The organism is Pseudomonas sp. GW821-FHT09C08, assembly GCF_059418125.1.
On sequence record NZ_JBWKPG010000004.1, the window covers coordinates 665,135 to 681,933 of the forward strand.

10 protein-coding genes are annotated in these 16,799 nt (G+C 63.7%); 6 read left to right on the top strand and 4 right to left on the bottom strand.

Annotated elements, in window-relative coordinates; genetic code table 11:
• Positions 1 to 13: 13 nt before the first annotated feature.
• Both AC07OJ_RS17585 and AC07OJ_RS17590 read right to left on the bottom strand, forming a co-directional pair.
• Entirely contained in the window at positions 14 to 718 is a 705-nt protein-coding gene (locus AC07OJ_RS17585) for a 4-carboxy-4-hydroxy-2-oxoadipate aldolase/oxaloacetate decarboxylase (protein ID WP_495094934.1), read from the bottom strand.
• Complete coding sequence (locus tag AC07OJ_RS17590; RefSeq protein WP_495094876.1) at positions 688 to 1,557, bottom strand: NAD(P)-dependent oxidoreductase; 870 nt, start codon at positions 1,555 to 1,557, stop codon at positions 688 to 690. Before AC07OJ_RS17590 ends, AC07OJ_RS17585 begins: the two co-directional genes overlap by 31 nt.
• 172 nt (positions 1,558 to 1,729) lie before the next feature.
• Between AC07OJ_RS17590 and AC07OJ_RS17595 the strand changes: the two genes are divergently transcribed.
• The 6 genes from AC07OJ_RS17595 (at position 1,730) to AC07OJ_RS17620 (ending at position 12,891) form a co-directional block, all read left to right on the top strand.
• Positions 1,730 to 2,383: a GntR family transcriptional regulator gene (locus tag AC07OJ_RS17595; RefSeq protein WP_106803106.1), complete on the top strand. Its 654-nt coding sequence runs from the start codon at positions 1,730 to 1,732 to the stop codon at positions 2,381 to 2,383.
• A 186-nt stretch (positions 2,384 to 2,569) separates the two neighbouring features.
• On the top strand, positions 2,570 to 3,895 hold the full coding sequence (locus tag AC07OJ_RS17600; RefSeq protein WP_495094877.1) for an MFS transporter: 1,326 nt from the start codon (positions 2,570 to 2,572) through the stop codon (positions 3,893 to 3,895).
• A gap of 99 nt (positions 3,896 to 3,994) precedes the next feature.
• Complete coding sequence (locus AC07OJ_RS17605; protein ID WP_495094878.1) at positions 3,995 to 5,059, top strand: hypothetical protein; 1,065 nt, start codon at positions 3,995 to 3,997, stop codon at positions 5,057 to 5,059.
• A 53-nt stretch (positions 5,060 to 5,112) separates the two neighbouring features.
• Entirely contained in the window at positions 5,113 to 8,142 is a 3,030-nt protein-coding gene (locus AC07OJ_RS17610; protein ID WP_495094879.1) for a porin, read from the top strand.
• 10 nt (positions 8,143 to 8,152) lie between these two features.
• Complete coding sequence (locus tag AC07OJ_RS17615; protein WP_495094880.1) at positions 8,153 to 11,050, top strand: two-partner secretion domain-containing protein; 2,898 nt, start codon at positions 8,153 to 8,155, stop codon at positions 11,048 to 11,050.
• A complete protein-coding gene (locus AC07OJ_RS17620; RefSeq protein ID WP_495094881.1) occupies positions 11,047 to 12,891 on the top strand; it encodes a peptide transporter in 1,845 nt (614 codons plus the stop codon). Before AC07OJ_RS17615 ends, AC07OJ_RS17620 begins: the two co-directional genes overlap by 4 nt.
• Positions 12,892 to 13,939: 1,048 nt before the next feature.
• On the opposite strand, the gene AC07OJ_RS17625 is transcribed toward AC07OJ_RS17620, so the two are convergent.
• Together AC07OJ_RS17625 and AC07OJ_RS17630 are read right to left on the bottom strand one after the other, a co-directional pair.
• On the bottom strand, positions 13,940 to 16,174 hold the full coding sequence (locus AC07OJ_RS17625; protein ID WP_495094882.1) for a TonB-dependent siderophore receptor: 2,235 nt from the start codon (positions 16,172 to 16,174) through the stop codon (positions 13,940 to 13,942).
• Complete coding sequence (locus AC07OJ_RS17630; RefSeq protein ID WP_120449255.1) at positions 16,171 to 16,692, bottom strand: sigma-70 family RNA polymerase sigma factor; 522 nt, start codon at positions 16,690 to 16,692, stop codon at positions 16,171 to 16,173. Before AC07OJ_RS17630 ends, AC07OJ_RS17625 begins: the two co-directional genes overlap by 4 nt.
• Positions 16,693 to 16,799: the final 107 nt, after the last annotated feature.

Consider the following 16,799-nt stretch of genomic DNA (forward strand, 5'->3'; position numbering starts at 1 on the left):
GAATCGGCCGACCTCAACGCATGCCGAATTTTTCCAGCGTCGGCGCCAGCCCCAGCAGATCCACGGTGCTTTTGCCGGCTTCCAGCCCCGCACGAATGCCCTCTTCCTTGTCCTCGCGATTGCGGCTCAGGCGAATCACTTCCTCGACCCGAGACTGCTCCACCACCACCAGGCCGTCGCGGTCGCCGACAATAATGTCGCCTGGGTTGATGTGCACGCCGCCGATCACGATAGGTACGTTGACCTTGCCCGGTTGGGACTTGTTGGTGCCCTTGATGCTCAGGCCGCGCGAGAAGGTCGGGAAGCCCATCTCGATGATGGCGTTGGCGTCACGCACGGCGCCGTTCATCACCAGGCCGACGATCCCGAGTTTCTGCGAGGCCAGGGTCAACAGATCGCCCCAGGGGCCGGCTTCCATGAAGCCCTTCGCGTCCACCACCAGCACGTCGCCGGGCTTGGCCTTGGTCAGGGCGTAGTGGATGGCCAGGTTGTCGTCGGGGCGGCAATCCACCGTCAGGGCCGGGCCGGCCAGGCGCAGTCTCGGGTCGACCGGGCGCAGTCCGCTGTCCAGCGCGCCTGTCTGGCCCTGGGCTTCGTGGATGGTGGCGGTGCCCAATTGCTTGAGGGTGTCGAGTTGGTCTTGGGTGATAGGCATGATGCTTTCCGTTTTTATTGAAGGTCGGTTTTTCAGGCGGCAGGGGTGTGGCGGCCCAGCCAGGCGAGTGCCTGGTCGAGGCTGGGCTTTTCGTCGCTGATCGGCTCAACCGCCAGGCCCTGGCTGCTGTGGCTGAAGCGCTGGCGCACGCCACCGAGCACGCTGCTGGCGATGCCCAGCGAGGCGAGTTGGCGCTCGGCGTCTTCGACTTCGTGCAGGCGCCGCGTGGCATGCACCACATGGGTCGACACGAGCATTTCGAGGAAGGCGGGCAGGGGCGCCTGGTCTATATCAGCCAGCACTTCGTACAGCGCCCCCCGCAATTGCTGGCGCTCGGCGGCCAGCAGCACTTCCACGGCCAGCGCCTCCATGCCTTTGGTGAACACGCTGCGCAGGATCTTCAGGGTGATCGCATCCCCCGGCTGGCTGGCCGGCAGGGCGCGTGCGCGGGCACCGGCCGCGTTCAACAATTCGACCAGCGCATCGGCCTTGGCGCCGGCACACAGCAGCGGGGTCTGTTCGCGCAGGTAGGCAATGGCGCCCATGATCGCCACGTCGACGTAATCGATCTGTTGCTGTGCGGCTTGCTCTGCAGCGATCCGTTTGCGTTCGGGCGCGGCGGTGGTGAGGTCGGCGAACAGGGCGCCGGGCTTGAGGTGCGCCAGGCATTCGCGGGTGACCTCCAGCGACTGGGTGCCCACCACGCAGGACAGGACGCAGTCCGAGTCAGCCAGCCACGCGCCGATGGATGAGTGGATCGGCACGCCGATGTTATCCGCCAGTGTCTGCGCTGCCGGGGCAATGCGTTGCTCACACAGCAGCAATTGCGCCGTGGTGGTATTGGCCAGGGCCTGGGCATAGCAACGGCCCACTTCGCCGAGCCCTACGATTGTTATTTTCATGTCGCCTCCGGATTCAGGTGGCAATACAATTAAAATACAATTTGGCCGATTGCAAACGATTTTTGTACAAAGTGCCGGAAGGGTGCCCAGGCGCAGGTGACGAAATCGACTGCTTGCATGGCAGGGGCGTCCACGGTAGAACCGCTGAAATTCAAATGATCAGAAGGGAAAAATGGCCAACGATCTCATCTACGAGACCTTGCGCAACCGCATCATTGCCGGCCAGTACGAGCCCGGCACGCAGCTCAAGGAAGAACCGCTGGGCAAGGAGTTCGGCCTCAGCCGCACGCCGGTGCGCGCGTCGCTGAAGAAGCTGGTGGACGACGGGCTGGCCGTGATCGAGGCCAATCGTGGTGTGTTCGTGGCCGGCTGGACCCAATGGGATCTGGAAGAGATGTTCAGCTTTCGCGAGCTGCTCGAGCCCCATGCGGCAATGCTCGCGGCCCAGCGTGCGACGCCACAGGACGTGGCCGAGTTGCAGCGTATCAACGAGCAGATGGCAGCTGCCATCGCCGGCAAAGGTGCGGATGTGACCCTGCGTGTGCAGGAAGCCAATCGGGCGTTTCATGGCCAGGTGCTGGAGATCGCGCGCTCGCAACGGCTCAAGTCGATGCTCGCCACCCTGATCGACATGCCGGTGATCACTCGCTCGTTTTTCCTCTACCGTCCGGCGGACCTGGAGCGCAGCCTGCAGCAGCACCTGGACATCACCTACGCCATCGAGCAGAACGACGGCGAGCTGGCCCGGCACGCCATGCAGACCCATATTCGCATGGCCTACCTGCGCTTTATGGCACGCCGCAGCGAGTCGCCCGTTCGTCGATAAAAAAATACAAAAATAAAACAATATGCGTTAGAGTCGGCGCCACGAGACCGGGCAATGACTCCTGCCTGAGATTCACAAGGACCCGAAGAAACACCTGACGTGAGGCTTTCAACACGCCTCAGCGGGAGCCTGCACCCCGGATTCGGCACACACGGCACATTCCAATAATAAAATCAGGTATTCCGTATGAGTATTCAGGACTCCACCACTGAAAAACCGTCGCGTTTTCGCTGGATCGTCGCTGGGCTGTTTTTCCTCGTGTACACCGTGGCGTCGGCCGACCGTGCCAACCTCGGCGTGGCCTTGCCGTTTATCCGCGAGGAATACCCCATGACCAACGCCGAGGCCGGGGCGCTGCTGAGTGTGTTTCTGCTGGCCTACGCCCTGGCGCAGATTCCCTCGGGCTTTGCCTCCAGCCGCTTCGGGGTGCGCAGGATTTTCTCGTTTTCGATGATTGCCACGTCGGTGTTCACTGCGCTGATGGGCACGGTCAATTCGGCGCTGGCGCTGAAGATCTATCGCTTTGCCCTCGGCGTTGCCGAAGGCCCGCTGCCGATTGGCATCGCCTCGACGATCAACCAGTGGTTCCCGGCGAAAGAGAAGGGCACGGCCACCGGTATCTTCCTTGCGGCGGTCAAGTTCGGCCCGGTGATCGTACCGCCGTTGTGCGTGGCGATCGTGGCGATGTGGGGCTGGCGCGAAATTTTCTACATCTTCGCCGTACCGGGGATTTTGCTGTCCATCGCCTGGTATTTCCTGGTGGCCAACCAGCCCGCGCAAAGCCGTTTCGTGAACGCCGGCGAGCTGGCGTATATCACCGATGAAAGCAACAACGTCATCACCCAGAAAACCGCAGGCGCCCAGCGCCACTTCAAGCGCCTGGATACGTTTATCCGGGTCCGGCCGGTGGCGCCGATCGCCACCAGTCGTGGCCTGTTTCGCTCCTGGAACGTGGTCGGTTGCGCGCTGAGCTACAGCTTCCAGGTGGGCATCACCATGGTGCTGTTGTCGTGGATTCCCACCTACCTGATGACGGTCAAGCAGTTCTCGATCATGCACATGGGCTTCGTTTCGGCCGCGCCGTGGGTGGGCGCCATTTGCGGCAACCTGCTCGGCGGGATCCTGTCCGACCGCGTGCTGGGCAAGCGGCGCAAGCCGGGGATGATGCTCTCGGCGCTGGCCACGGTCGGCACCATGTACGCCCTGATCAATTCACCGAATGACCCCACGCTGTATGCCGCGCTGTTGTTCCTCACCGGCACGCTGATCAGCATCGGCTACTCCTCCTACATGGTTTACCCGATGGGCCTGGCGACCAAGAAGACTTTCCCGATTGCCAGTTCCATCGTCAACATGGGCGGGCAGTTGGGCGGCGCGGCAGCACCGTTCCTGGTGGGTTTGCTGCTCGACAGTTATGGCTGGTCCCAGGTGTTCCTGTTCATGGCCATCGGCTCGTTCGCCAGCTTCCTGGTGCTGCTGACCATCGCCGAGCCGGTGCCGGTGAGCGAGTGACTGTCATATTTTTAAAGTATCCAAACCCCGTTATTTAGATATTTTTCATAGGTGGACGGCACTGATAGGCTCGTAAAAAAACAAGAGAAGTGCCCGGTCATGTTCATACGCCTGTCCACCTCCATGAAACCCTTCACCACCCTGCTGGGCACCCTGGCCCTGATGGGCACGCTGACCAGCTGCGCCAAGGTCGATGTGCACACCGAAAGCGTCGACAAGCCTGAGGCCGATGCGCGCCAGATGCTGCGCCTGGGCCATGACGGCAACGCCTACCCGTTCCTGGTCTACGCCAACGCCGACCTGTACAACCCGCCCAGTTCCATCGAACGCGCCGTGGTGATCCTGCATGGCGTGCAGCGTGACGGCGACGAGTACTTCAAGACCGGCCGCAAACTGCTCGGCAATGCGCACCTGCAGAACACCAGCACGCTGCTGCTGGCGCCGAATTTCCTCACACCGACCGACTCGGGCATCAGCGATGACATGCCGCTGTGGCCACGCGACAAGTGGATGCACGGCATCGAATCGCAGTACGGCCACAAGGGCATCCCGGCGTTCCAGGTGCTGGACGATCTGGTCGCCTATTTGTCCGACCGCCAGCGTTATCCTGCGCTCAAGGAAATCGTGATGGTCAGCCACTCGGCGGGCGCGCAGTTGATGCAGCGCTACGCGGTGATGAATGACCTCGACGGCGGCCTCAAGGCCCATGGCCTGAGCATTCGCTACGTGGTCGCCAGCCCGTCGAGCTACGTGTATTTCGAAGACAGCCGCCTGCAGGACGGCGCGTTCAAGCCGGTCGTGACCATCATGTGCCCCAGCTACAGCCGCTACCGCTATGGCCTCGACGGCGCGCCGGCGTACCTGCTCAAGCAGCACCTGACCAGCCGCCAGGTGTTTGCCCGCTATGCCGCGCGCGACATCACCTATCTGGTCGGCGCCCAGGACAACAACCCCACCAGCCGTGTGCTGGACAGCTCCTGCGGGGCCAGCTACCAGGGCGCGACACGGCTGGATCGCCAGTTGAACTACGTGAGCTACGAGCAGTTCCTGGCCAGCCAATGGCAGATTCCCCTGCGCCATCCCCAGCACACGATCCCGGGGATCGGCCACAACGCGGCACGCCTGCTGGGTGACAAAGCCGTCGCGCGGATGCTGTTTCCCTGAGTTCAACGCTGCTGCCTGACGCCGCGTCTCGATAAAAACAATAAGAGCATTGTATGAGCCAACCTCTCCCGTATACCCGGGCGCCGCGCGCCTGGGGGCCTGGCGCGTTGTCGCTGCTGGCCGCTGCCCTGATCGCCGCCCATGCCCAGGCCGATACCCTGCCATCGTCCGGCACCCTGTTCGATAACAGCCGCTCGGTGCTGCGTCCCACGGACAACGCGCAGCCGGCAGCGCCCGGCAGTGTGCACATCGAAAGCCAGCGTAATGAGCCGGCGCCCACAGCCAGCGCCTCGACCTTGCAGCTGCAGGTCAAGCGCTTCGTGGTGAACGGCAATCGCGAACTCAGCGATGCCCAGTTGCAGGCCGTGCTGCAACCCTATGTGGGCAAGACCCTCGGCCTCGACGGCCTGCGCGAAGCCGCGGCGCAAGTCACCGCGCTGTACCGGGCGCGGGGTTACCTGGTGGCGCGGGCGTATCTGCCGGCCCAGGACATCCAGGATGGCCAGGTCATCGTGGGCGTTTCCGAAGGAGTGATCGGCCAGGTCAGCGCCTTGCCGGACGCGAATGTGCGCCTGCGCCCCGGTGTGCAGCAGCAGTTCGTCAACGCATTGCCGACCGGCACGATCATCCGCGAGCAGGACCTGGAGCGCGTGCTGTTGCGCCTGTCCGACATCACCGGGGTGTCGGTGCACGCCATCCTGCGCCCCTCGCAACAGCCGGGCGCGGCCGACATCGTGCTCAAGCTCAGCGAAATGACCGCCTGGACCGCCCGCGCCGCCATCGACAACTACGGCAACTACTACACCGGCACCAACCGCCTCACGTCGAGCGTCAGCCTCAACGATGCACTGGGGATTGGCGACAGTTTTACCGTCACCTCGCAGAACTCCTTCGAAGGCCTGGATATCAAGGGCGTCGGCTACCAGCAGCCGCTCGGTGCCACTGGGATTTCGGTGGGCGCCAACTACGCCGAGCTGGAATACAGCATCGGCAAGAACCTCAAGGGCCTGGATGCGGACGGCACCGCCGAGGTGTCCTCGGTGTTTATCAACAGCGCGCTGCTGCGCTCGCGCGACAGCAACATCAGCTTCAACCTGGCCGAGGATCACCGGCGTTTCGAAGACTCGGCCGGCGGTTTTACCGTGAACAAATCCGCGGTGTTTCGCAGCGCCACGCTGTACGGCAACTGGCGCGATGACTGGCAGGGCAACAATGCCTGGAGCCTGGCGTATGGCATTGGCGACCTGGATAAAAACACCCCTGCCGACGCCGCGCTGGATGCGCTCACCGCCAATGCCGCCGGGCGCTACAAGAAGGCCAATGCGAATTTCAGCCGCCTGCAGTACCTGGGTAACGGCTACTCGCTGTTCGGTTCGTTGACCGGCCAGTGGGCCGACAAGAACCTCGATTCTTCGGAAAAACTCAGCCTCGGTGGCCCCAACGGCGTGCGCGCGTATCCGGTCGGAGAAGTGGCGGGCGACGAAGGGCTGCTGGGCCGCCTGGAGCTGCGCAAGTACTTGGGGCGTGTGTCCGGGGCGATTGCCGAGGGCACGCTGTTTGCCGATGCGGGCAAGGTCACGGTCAACAAGAACCCGTGGGACAACAGCGAAAATACCCTCACGCGCTACGGCTATGGCGTGGGCCTGAACCTCTATCACCGCGACCTGGTGATGAACGCCAGCCTGGCGTTTTCGCCGGGTGAAGACCCCACCAGCGACGACCGCGCGGCCAAGCGCCTGTGGTTCTCGATCTCCGGTTCGCCGCAGGCGTTTGCCGGCTTGGCCAGCGACATCGGCTCCAAGGGCGAAGACTTCGAGGTGGCCGAGACCGACACGGTGTTCTACGGCAGCATCGGCATCGTCCCCGAATACGTCGACCGGCGTGGCGCGACTTCGGCCGGGCCGAACGACCAAAGCCGCCTGGCCACGCCCAACGGGCGCAACATGGCCAGCTTCTGGCGCGCCCGCGACAACGTGTCGGCCATCGGTGTGCACGGCGGCTACGGCCTGAGCGAAGACTGGAAGCTGCTGTGGCAACTCGAATACGGCATCTCGATGAACTACACCGAGAGCAACGATGATTCGGTGGTGAAATCCGCGTCGCCCAGCACCAAGTTGCGCAACACCGGCGCGGCCTTCAACAACGGCGACTACGGCACCTTGCTCTACGGCGTGTGGGACATGCCGATGAAAGAAGCCACCACCAGCCTCGACCCGTTCAATGGCAAGACCAGCGCCGCGTACTTCAACATCATTGGCTCGCCGGGCTTCAGCGCCGGCTTGTCCACCAACGTCAACGGCCCGCAAAGCTACAACGACACCTCGGTGAATGGCGACGCTGCGTTCAACCGGCGCCAGGCCGGCGTGGTGCAGTACTGGACACCGGAGTGGAACGGCCTGCAGCTCAAGCTGGCCTACTCGAACAACGGCATGAGCGCCGCCAGCGACGTCGACAAGGGCTACATCTATGGCAGCAGCCTGGTCTGGAACTACCGAGGCTTCACCGCCGTGGTGGCGGCCGAACGGCACATCAACTACTTCGGCATCACCAACCTGAGCCGCAACGCGCGGGGCGTGGGCAGCAGCACGCATGTCACCGACGGTACCTCCTCGGATGACTTCAGCTTCCGCTACGGCCTGGCCTATACCTTCGGCAACACCACGGTGTCGGCGATTGCCGATGACCTGTCGTACTCCGAAGACGGCGTGATCAATAACAGCACCACCTCCAGCGACCTCTCCGAGTACCGGCGCCGTGCCTACCTGCTCGGCGTGTCGCACAAGATCGGCGCCTGGCGCCTGAAGGCCAGCTACGGCAAGGCGCTGGCCGGCAAGTGCGAAATGATCCGCGCCACCGCCGTCGACTGCGACACCCATGGCATGGGCGCCACCCAGTACGCCATCGGCGCCAACTACAAGCTGACCAAGAACATCGATGTGTTCAGCCAGTACGTGCTGCTCAAAAACAACTCCCTGGCCAACTACAACTTCGCCTTGACCGGGGTCTACGCGGCCAGCGGTTACTCGCCGGGCGCGGGCACCACCATCAGCGCCATCGGCACTGGCATCAACTATTCGTTCTGAGGAGCAGGCCATGAGCAAACAACACCGTCACACCGCACTGCCTGTACTCAAGCCCCTGAGTTTTGCCGTGCTCTGCGCCTTGTACGGCCTGGTGCCGATGCCTGCGCTGGCCCTGGACAACAATGCCTTGCCCACCAACGGCCAGGTGGTCGCAGGCAGCGGCACCATCACCAGCAACGGCAATGTCCTCACGGTGAACCAGGGCAGCGACCGCCTGATCGCCACGTGGGACACGTTCAATATCGGCAAGAACGCCCAGGTCAATTTCCTCCAGCCTGGCGCGTCGTCAGTGGCGCTCAACCGGGTGACCGGCAGCGACGGCTCGCAGATCCTCGGCCACCTGAATGCCAACGGCCAGGTGTTCTTGATCAACCCCCAGGGCGTGCTGTTTGGTGCCGGCTCCATGGTGGATGTCGGTGGGCTGGTCGCCAGTTCGCTGAATATTTCCAACAGCGATTTCATGGCCGGCAAGCACGTGTTTGCCGGCCAGGGCGGCGGCGCAGTGGTCAACCAGGGCACTATCCGCGCGCGGGACGGCGGCAGTGTGGCGCTGCTCGGCAGCCAGGTGCGCAACGAAGGCACGGTGGTTGCGCGGCTGGGCTCGGTGGTACTCGGTGGCGGTGAAAAAATCACCCTGGATTTCACCGGCGACGGCTTGATCAATGTCGAGGTCAACGACCCGGCAATCGGCGCCAGCGTGATCAATCGCGGGCTGCTCAGCGCCAACGGCGGTGCGGTGACCATGACCGCCCGCGACTCCCAGGCCATGCTCAGCAATGTGGTGAACAACCAGGGCGTGATCGAGGCGCGCAGCCTGCAACAGCGCAACGGCAGGATCATCCTCGATGGCGGCGACAGCGGCGTGGTGGTCAACGGCGGCGTGCTCGATGTCTCGGGCAAGCAGGTGGGTGAGCGCGGCGGCAGCGTGACCATGACCGGGCAGTATGTCGGCCTGTTCGACAGCGGCCGCATCGATGCCGACGGCGACCTCGGCGGCGGCACGGTGTTGATGGGCGGCGATTACCAGGGCAGCGGCAACCTGCACCAGGCCGACAGCACCTTCATGGGCAGTGACGCGCGCATCAGTGCGAATGCCTTGAGCAGCGGCGACGGTGGCAAAGTCATCTTGTGGTCCAAGGACAACACTCAATTTTACGGCGACATCAGCGTGCGCGGCGCCGGCCGCCAGGGCCGTGGCGGGCTGGTGGAAACTTCCGGGCACGCGCTGGACATCGCCGGCATCGTCGACCTGAGTGCGGTGTCGGGGCAGGGCGGTACGTGGCTGATCGACCCGTTCAACATCAACATCACCAGCGGCGCCAGCAGCGGCACGTCGACCAGCTCTCCGTTCACGCCGAATGCCGGCGCCAGTTCCAACCTGAGTTCGGCGACGCTCAATGCGTCGTTGTCCGAGGGCGCGAATATCCTGGTGACCACCTCATCGGGCGCCGGCACCTCGGGGGACATCAACGTGCTGTCCAACGTCAAAGGCGTGGGCAACGCGACGCTGACCCTGCAGGCCCACCGCAATATCGTGATGACCAACACCAGCATCAGCAATGGCACCGGCAAGACCCTGAATGTGTCGCTGGTGTCCAACTTCAACAACAGCGGCAACGGCTCGGTGGCCCTGAGCAACGCGAGCATCAGCACCAACGGCGGCAACCTCACCATCAGTGGGGCGGTCGACCCGGCGACGTCCTGGGCCAGCACCAACGTCAGCAATGGCGTGGGTATTTCCTTGACCAACGGTACGCGCATCAGCACCAGCGGCGGCGACATCACCTTGCGCGGCGCCACCTCGTCGAGCCTGGCCGCAGGCTCCACGGCGACCGCGATCAATATCAGCCGCAGCACCCTGGATGCCGGTGGCGGCAATATCAGCATCACCGCCGTCCAGGCCAGCACCACCGGCACCGGCGATGCCTTCGTGCTCACCGGCGGCAGCACACTCCAGACCTCGGGTGTCGGCAACATCAACATCGACAGCAGCAACCTCGGCAGCGGCAATGGCACGCGCATCTTCAGCACCAGCAACACCATCGCCACCACCGGCAGCGGCAACCTCACCCTGCGCGGCAGCGCCGTATCGGGTAGTGGCGTGCTGGTGTGCTCGACGGCGACAACGTCGACGCAAACCCTCAGCGTCGGCAGCGGCACCCTGACGGTGCAGGGCGCGGCGGGTTCGGGCCGAGGTGTGTTCCTCGCGGCTTCGACCACCGGCGTAGTGACGCTGAACGCGGGCGCGGGCGGCGATATCTTCATTGAGGGCCGCAGTGCCGGTGACTCCGGCACGGTGGTCAACTCCACCGGCACCGGCTCGGTGATCAACCTGACCACCCAGGACGGCGACCTGACCTTGAGCGGCACCTCGGGACCGGCCTCCAGCGCACCGGGCCTGAGCATTCGCAGCGGCGCCTCGGGTGCGGGCAATGGGGTCAATGTGCTTTCCAGCAGCGGCGATATTCGCCTGCAAGGCACCGCACAAGGGGCGGGGCCGGGGCTATCGTTCAACGCCACCAACGCGCGCGGCTTCAACAACGTGATGACCGGCGGCAGCGGCAACCTTACCGTCACCGCGCGCAGTGCCAGTGGCGCCGCCTTGAGCTTCGACAACGGCACCAACACCCTGCAAGTGGTGGACGGCACCCTGCGCCTGGACCTCGATACGCCGTCAGGCAACTACCTCAACCAAGGCAACGGCACCGCGTCGATCACCGCCACCGGCAACGGCGCGGTGCTGATCAGTCGCGGCGGCTTGATCCACAACAACCTGCTGGAGACCCGTACCGAACCGACGCGCCAATACCATCAGAGCCAGATGGTCGGCGGCGCCTGGAGCCAGCCGCTCACCGCTCGCAGCCGGGACGCCGATGAGGTGCAGATCGACGTGGAGCGACCGCTATGACCGAGCCGCTGTTCTCCCTGGAGGGCTTCGAATACCTGTGCTACACCCGCGACCATGAAGGCGGCGCGCGTGAACTGGTGCGTTTGCTGCAACTGATCGACCGCAACTACGGCAAATTGTCCGAGCAGTTTTCCCTCAGCGTGTCGCCGGCAATCAGTCCAGGCGAGCTGGAAAGTCACGTGCTGACGCGCATTACCTGTGCGATCACCGCACTGTTTTCCGACCCCGGATTCAGCCTCAGCCCGGGGGGCTTTGGCCAGTTGATCAACCTGCAGCGCTGGCTGTCCTCGCTGTTTGCCGCGAGTGCCTTTGTCAACGCGGATCACATCCTGCGCGCGCTGAACCTGCTGGGGCCCGAGGGTGGTGACTACCGCCTGGCCGAGCCGGATCTGGTGAAGTTCTGCCTGTTGTATTCGCCGGAATCCCAGTTGCCGCTGGACGTGGACCTGCTGTGGGCGCAGAACCCGACGCTGGCGGCGGCGCTGTGCATGGCACTGCTGTCGCCGCGCTTTCTCGGCACCCCGGCCGCGCACTCCAAGCGCGAGGCCTTGCTGGCCTGGCTGCCGGGGCGCCTGGAGCAACTGGACAGCCTGGACACGCTGCCGCTCAACGTACTGCACGACGTGTACATGCACTGCAGCTACGCCGACTTGCCCGAGCGCCATCGCATCAAGGCCTCGATCAATACGCTGATCGAACGCAAGCTCGCCAGCGTGGGCATCACCAGCGTGCCGCCGGCTGCCGCGCCGGTGCGTGACAAACCGCTGATGCTGGTGCTGCTCGAATGGTTCTCCGGCGGGCATTCGATCTACCGCACGCACTCGCTGACGTTGCAGGCGGCGCGGCGGGATTTCCACGTGGTGGCGCTGGGGTATGCGGCGAACGTGGATAAGCTCGGACGGGCAGTGTTCGATGAGTTTATCGAGCTGTCGGAGCCGGATGACCTGTTTGCCTGCCTGCGGCAGATTTCGGCCATCGCCCGTGCACGCCGGCCCGAGGTGTTCTACATGCCCAGTGTCGGCATGTTCCAGATCACCCTGTTCGCCAGCAACCTGCGCTTCGCGCCGCTGCAGGTGGCCGCCCTCGGGCACCCGGCGACCACGGCGTCGCGGCATATCGACCTGATCAGCGTCGAAGCGGATTTTGTCGGCGACCCCGCGTGCTTTACCGAACGCCTGCTGCAACTGCCGGCGAACGGGCAGCCGTATCGGCCCTCGGCAATTCCGGTGCAGTTGCCACGGCTGGCGCGCGAGGATGCGCCGTGGGTCAACGTCGCCATCGCCGCCACCACCATGAAACTCAACCCGACCTTCCTGCGCGCGTGCGAGGCGATTGCCGTGCGCACGTTGCACACCTGCGGCAAGCGCGTGCGTTTTCACTTCCTGGTGGGGCAGGCGCAAGGGCTGCTGTTCCCGCAACTGGTGCGGCTGATCGAGCGATATGTCGGCGATGCCACGGTGTACCCGCATCAGCCCTATGCCGATTACATGGCCACGTTGAACCGCTGCGACCTGTTCCTCAGCCCGTTTCCGTTCGGCAACACCAACGGCATCATCGACGCGCTGACCGTCGGCCTGCCGGGCGTCTGCAAGACCGGCCCGCAAGTGTTCGAGCATATCGACGAGGGGTTGTTTCGCCGAGTCGGCCTTGCGCCGTGGTGCATTGCACAGACCCATGAAGAGTACATAGCGGCCGCCGTGCGCCTGGCAGGCGACTTTGCCGAGCGCAGCGCGCTGTATCGGCACCTGGACACCAGCGCGCCGCTGGAGATTCTGTTCAAGGGCGAGCCTCATGCGTTGAGTGAGGCGTTGTTGGCAGAACTGGGCCGAATCGCGGGATGAGGCCGAGCCTATTGTGGCAAGCGGGCTTTTTTGTGGTGAGCGGGCTTGCCCCGCGTTGGGGGGCGAAGCCCCCCTAAAACCTGAGTACCGGATCTACCTGAAAGACCGCAGCGGTCTTATTGGGGCTGCTGCGCAGCCCAACGCGGGGCAAGCCCGCTCACCACAAAAAACAGGCCTGCTCACTCGAGAGTCTGCTCACCACAAAAATTGCTGCTGCCATAAACAAGCACACAGGCCGTGGGAAATTTTGTTTGAGGGCGAGCCTCATGGGTTGAGTGAGGCGTGGTTGGCAGAACTGGGCTGAAACGCGGGATGAGGCCGAGCTTATTGTGGCAAGCGGGCTTTTTTGTGGTGAGCGGGCTTGCCCCGCGTTGGGGGGCGAAGCCCCCCTAAAGCCTGAGTACCGGATTTACCTGAACAACCGCAGCGGTCTTATTGGGGCTGCTGCGCAGCCCAACGCGGGGCAAGCCCGCTCGCCACAAAAAAACAGGCCTGCTCACTACAAAAAAAGGCCTGCTCACTCGTGGGTCTGCTCACCACAACAATTGCTGCTGCCATAAACAAGCACACAGGCCGTGGGAGATTTTGTTCGAGGGCTAGCCTTATGCGTTGAGTGAGGGTTTGTTGGCAGAGTAGTTTGAATCGCAGAGGGAAGGGTGAGCCTATTGTGATGAGCACACTTCCTTTGTGGTGAGCGGGCTTGCCCCGCGTTGGGGGGCGAAGCCCCCCTAAAACCTGAGAACCGGATTTACCTGAAAGACCGCAGCGGTCTTATTGGGGCCGCTGCGCAGCCCAACGCGGGGCAAGCCCGCTCGCCACAAAAAACAGGCCTGCTCACCAAAAAAAAGCAAACCTGCTCACCACAAAAAACGGGCCTGTCCATCACAAAACAGGCCTGTTCACCACTGACACAGATCTGTCCACCACAGAAAACAGGCCTGTCCTCCACGAAATAGGCCCGCTCACCACAAAAACGGGCCTGTCCACCACAAAGCAGGCCTGCTCATCACAACCAGTCCGCTTCCCCATTTTGCTCGGCGGCGCGCCGTTACCAGCGATACGTCAGCGAGCTGACCAGCTGGCGCTCGTCGCCGTACCGGCAAATTGCGAACTCGCAGTAGGTGTAGCGTTTGTTGGTGACGTTGTTGGCGTTGAGCGCGACTTCCCAGTGCGGGTCGATTTCGTAGCTGGCGCGGGCGTCGTACAGGGTGTAGGCGGGCATGGAGGAAGGCACGCCGGAGGCCTGGGTGGTGCCTTTGTAGCGGGCGCCGCCGCCGATGCGCAGTTGCGGGATTCCCAGCGCCGCCAGGCGATAGTCGGCCCACAGGGCGGCCTGGTGGTAGGGCGTGTCTTCGCTGCGTTGGCCGATTTCGCGGGCGATATCGCTTTTGGTAATGCGCGCGTCGATGTAGGCGTAGGAGGCAATCAGGCTGAGGTCGGTGGTGATTTCGGTCTTGGCTTCCAGTTCGAAACCACGCGAGCGCACTTCGCCGACCTGTACCGAAAAGTTGATATCGGTGCGGTCCTGGCTCAGGACGTTTTTCTGCTCCAGCTGGTACACCGCCGCACTCAGCAGGGTCGCGCTGCCTTCGGGTTGGTAGCGGATACCGATTTCATACTGCTTGCCTTCGGTGGGCACAAAGCTTTCGCCGGCCTTGTTGGTGCCGGCCACCGGGAAGAAGGATTCGCTGTAGCTGATGTAGGGTGCCAGGCCATTGTCGGCCTTGTACACCAGCCCCGCGCGCCAGGTGGTGGCTTCATCGCTCTGGCTGCTCTTGGCCGAATTGCGGAACAGTTCGGTGTCCTGGTCCGCCCAGTCATGACGGCCGCCGAGCAGCAGGATCCAGCGCTCATCGAACTTGATCTGGTCCTGGAAGTAGATGCCCTTTTGCAACGTGTCGATCTGCGAACCACGGTCGGTGGCCGGGTTGCGATTCACCACCACCTGCTGCCCATACTGGTAGGTGGCCAGGTTCAACGGCTGGGCGGCGCCGCGGAAATTGTGCGAGTCGTAGCTGGTGTCGTAGCCATCAAAGCCCAGCAGGAAGGTGTGCTGCCAGTCTCCGAACTGCCACTTGCTCTCGATATTGGTGTCGCTGGCCAGGCCCCGCGAGCGTTCACGGCGGTCGCTGTATTGGCGCTGCAGGATGCCGGTGTTTTGCGCGTTGGTGATGTTCTGGCCGCCGATGTTGACCTGCAGGTAGCGCCACGTCACATCCGACTGGTAGTAGCGCAGCTTGTTGCTGATGCGTGTGTGCTCATCGAAGCGGTGTTCGAACTCATAGCCCAGCGCCGACATCTCGCCGTTCATTTCGTCGTAGTCGGGCTCGCCGATAAAGTCGTGGCGTTCGATCTGCAGCCACAACGGGCTGAACGCGCGGATGCGCACCGGCAGGCCATCGGCAATCAATTGCAGCGCACGGCGCGGGTTATCCAGCGGCAATACGGCAGACACGCGCAGGTCGGCCAACTGCTGGCGATCAAACTGCACATGGCCGCCGTATTGGCGCGCCAGTTCGTCGAGCACCTCCGGCAGGGGCCGGTCCTGCACCACCAATTGATGGTGTTTCCAGGCATCGTCGGTGGCGCGCGGGTCGATTTTGCCCAGCACCTTCACGGCATCCGGGGTAATGCGCGCCTGTTGGCCGGCGCTGACGTGCACAGCCTTGTGCTGGGCGGCGTCGGTGGCCGCGACGGTCGATTCAAGCATGCTCAGCAAGGTGCCCGGCGCCTCGCGCTTGACCGTAAAACGTGTGCCGAGGGCGCGCATCTGGCCGTCGTCGGTCACCACCGTAAAGGGGCGCGTCGCATCGTGGGCGACTTGCACCAGGATTTCGCCGCGCAGCAAACGCACCTGGCGCTGCTGGCCGTTGAAGGTCAGGTCCACGGCGCTGTTGCCGCTCAAGGTCAGTTGCGAGCCATCTTCCAGGGCGACCTGCTGCCATTGCGCCGGCGCCGTGCGCTGGTCGGCCAGCCAGTAGCTCGGCGGGTACGCGCGCAACGCCAGGGCCACCGGCAATGCCACCAGCAACCCCAGCAGCACGCGCCCGGCCGGGTTGCGCCGGCGCACGCGGGCGGCTTCCAGCGCGGCTTGCACCGGGGCCTGTTGCGGGCGCAACGCCTGCACGCGCCCGACAAACCCTTGCAGGCGCTCGAAAGCCGCCGCGTGGCGTGGATCGGCCGCTTGCCAGCGCTCGAACTGCTGCTGCTCGCGCTCGCTGAGATTGCCCTCATTGAGGCGGATCACCCAGTTCGCGGCCTGCTGGTCGAGGTCGGTGCTCATATGTCCAGCGCGTGGTTGCAGTGCATCAGCGCATTCATCAGGTGCTTGCGCACCATGCGCTCGGAAATCCCCAGGCGGCTGGCGATCTCGCTTTGGCGCAGGCCTTCGAGGAAGTACAGCAGGAACGCCTGCCGCGCATTCAGCGCCAGGCCGTCGAGCACAAAGGCGATCTGTTCCAGCGCTTCCAGGGTGACGAGGATCTCTTCCGGCGACTGCTGGCACTGCTCCATCATCTCGATGGTCAGGGCCAGCTCGCGCAGGTAGGCGTCTTCCAGCTGGCGCCGGCGCGCGCGGTCAATGATCAGGTGGCGCGCGGTGGTGGTCAGAAACGCGCGCGGTTCGCGCATTGCGCCGAGGGCATCGCGGGACGCGAGGATGCGCAGAAACGTATCGTGGGAAAGATCCGCAGCGTTTTGCGGGCAACCGAGCTTTTTGCGCAGCCAGCCGAACAGCCAACCATGGTGCTCGGCGTAGAGCGCATGGACCGCCTGATTCAAGGGAAGGTTGCTGGCCGACATGGAAGATACGTCTGCGGATAAGAATTATTCGCAAGATTAGCGGTGTGCCATCAGCGAAAGCAAGCGTGGCCGGTGCCGAACGCTGTATTTATCTTGGCACTGCTGAT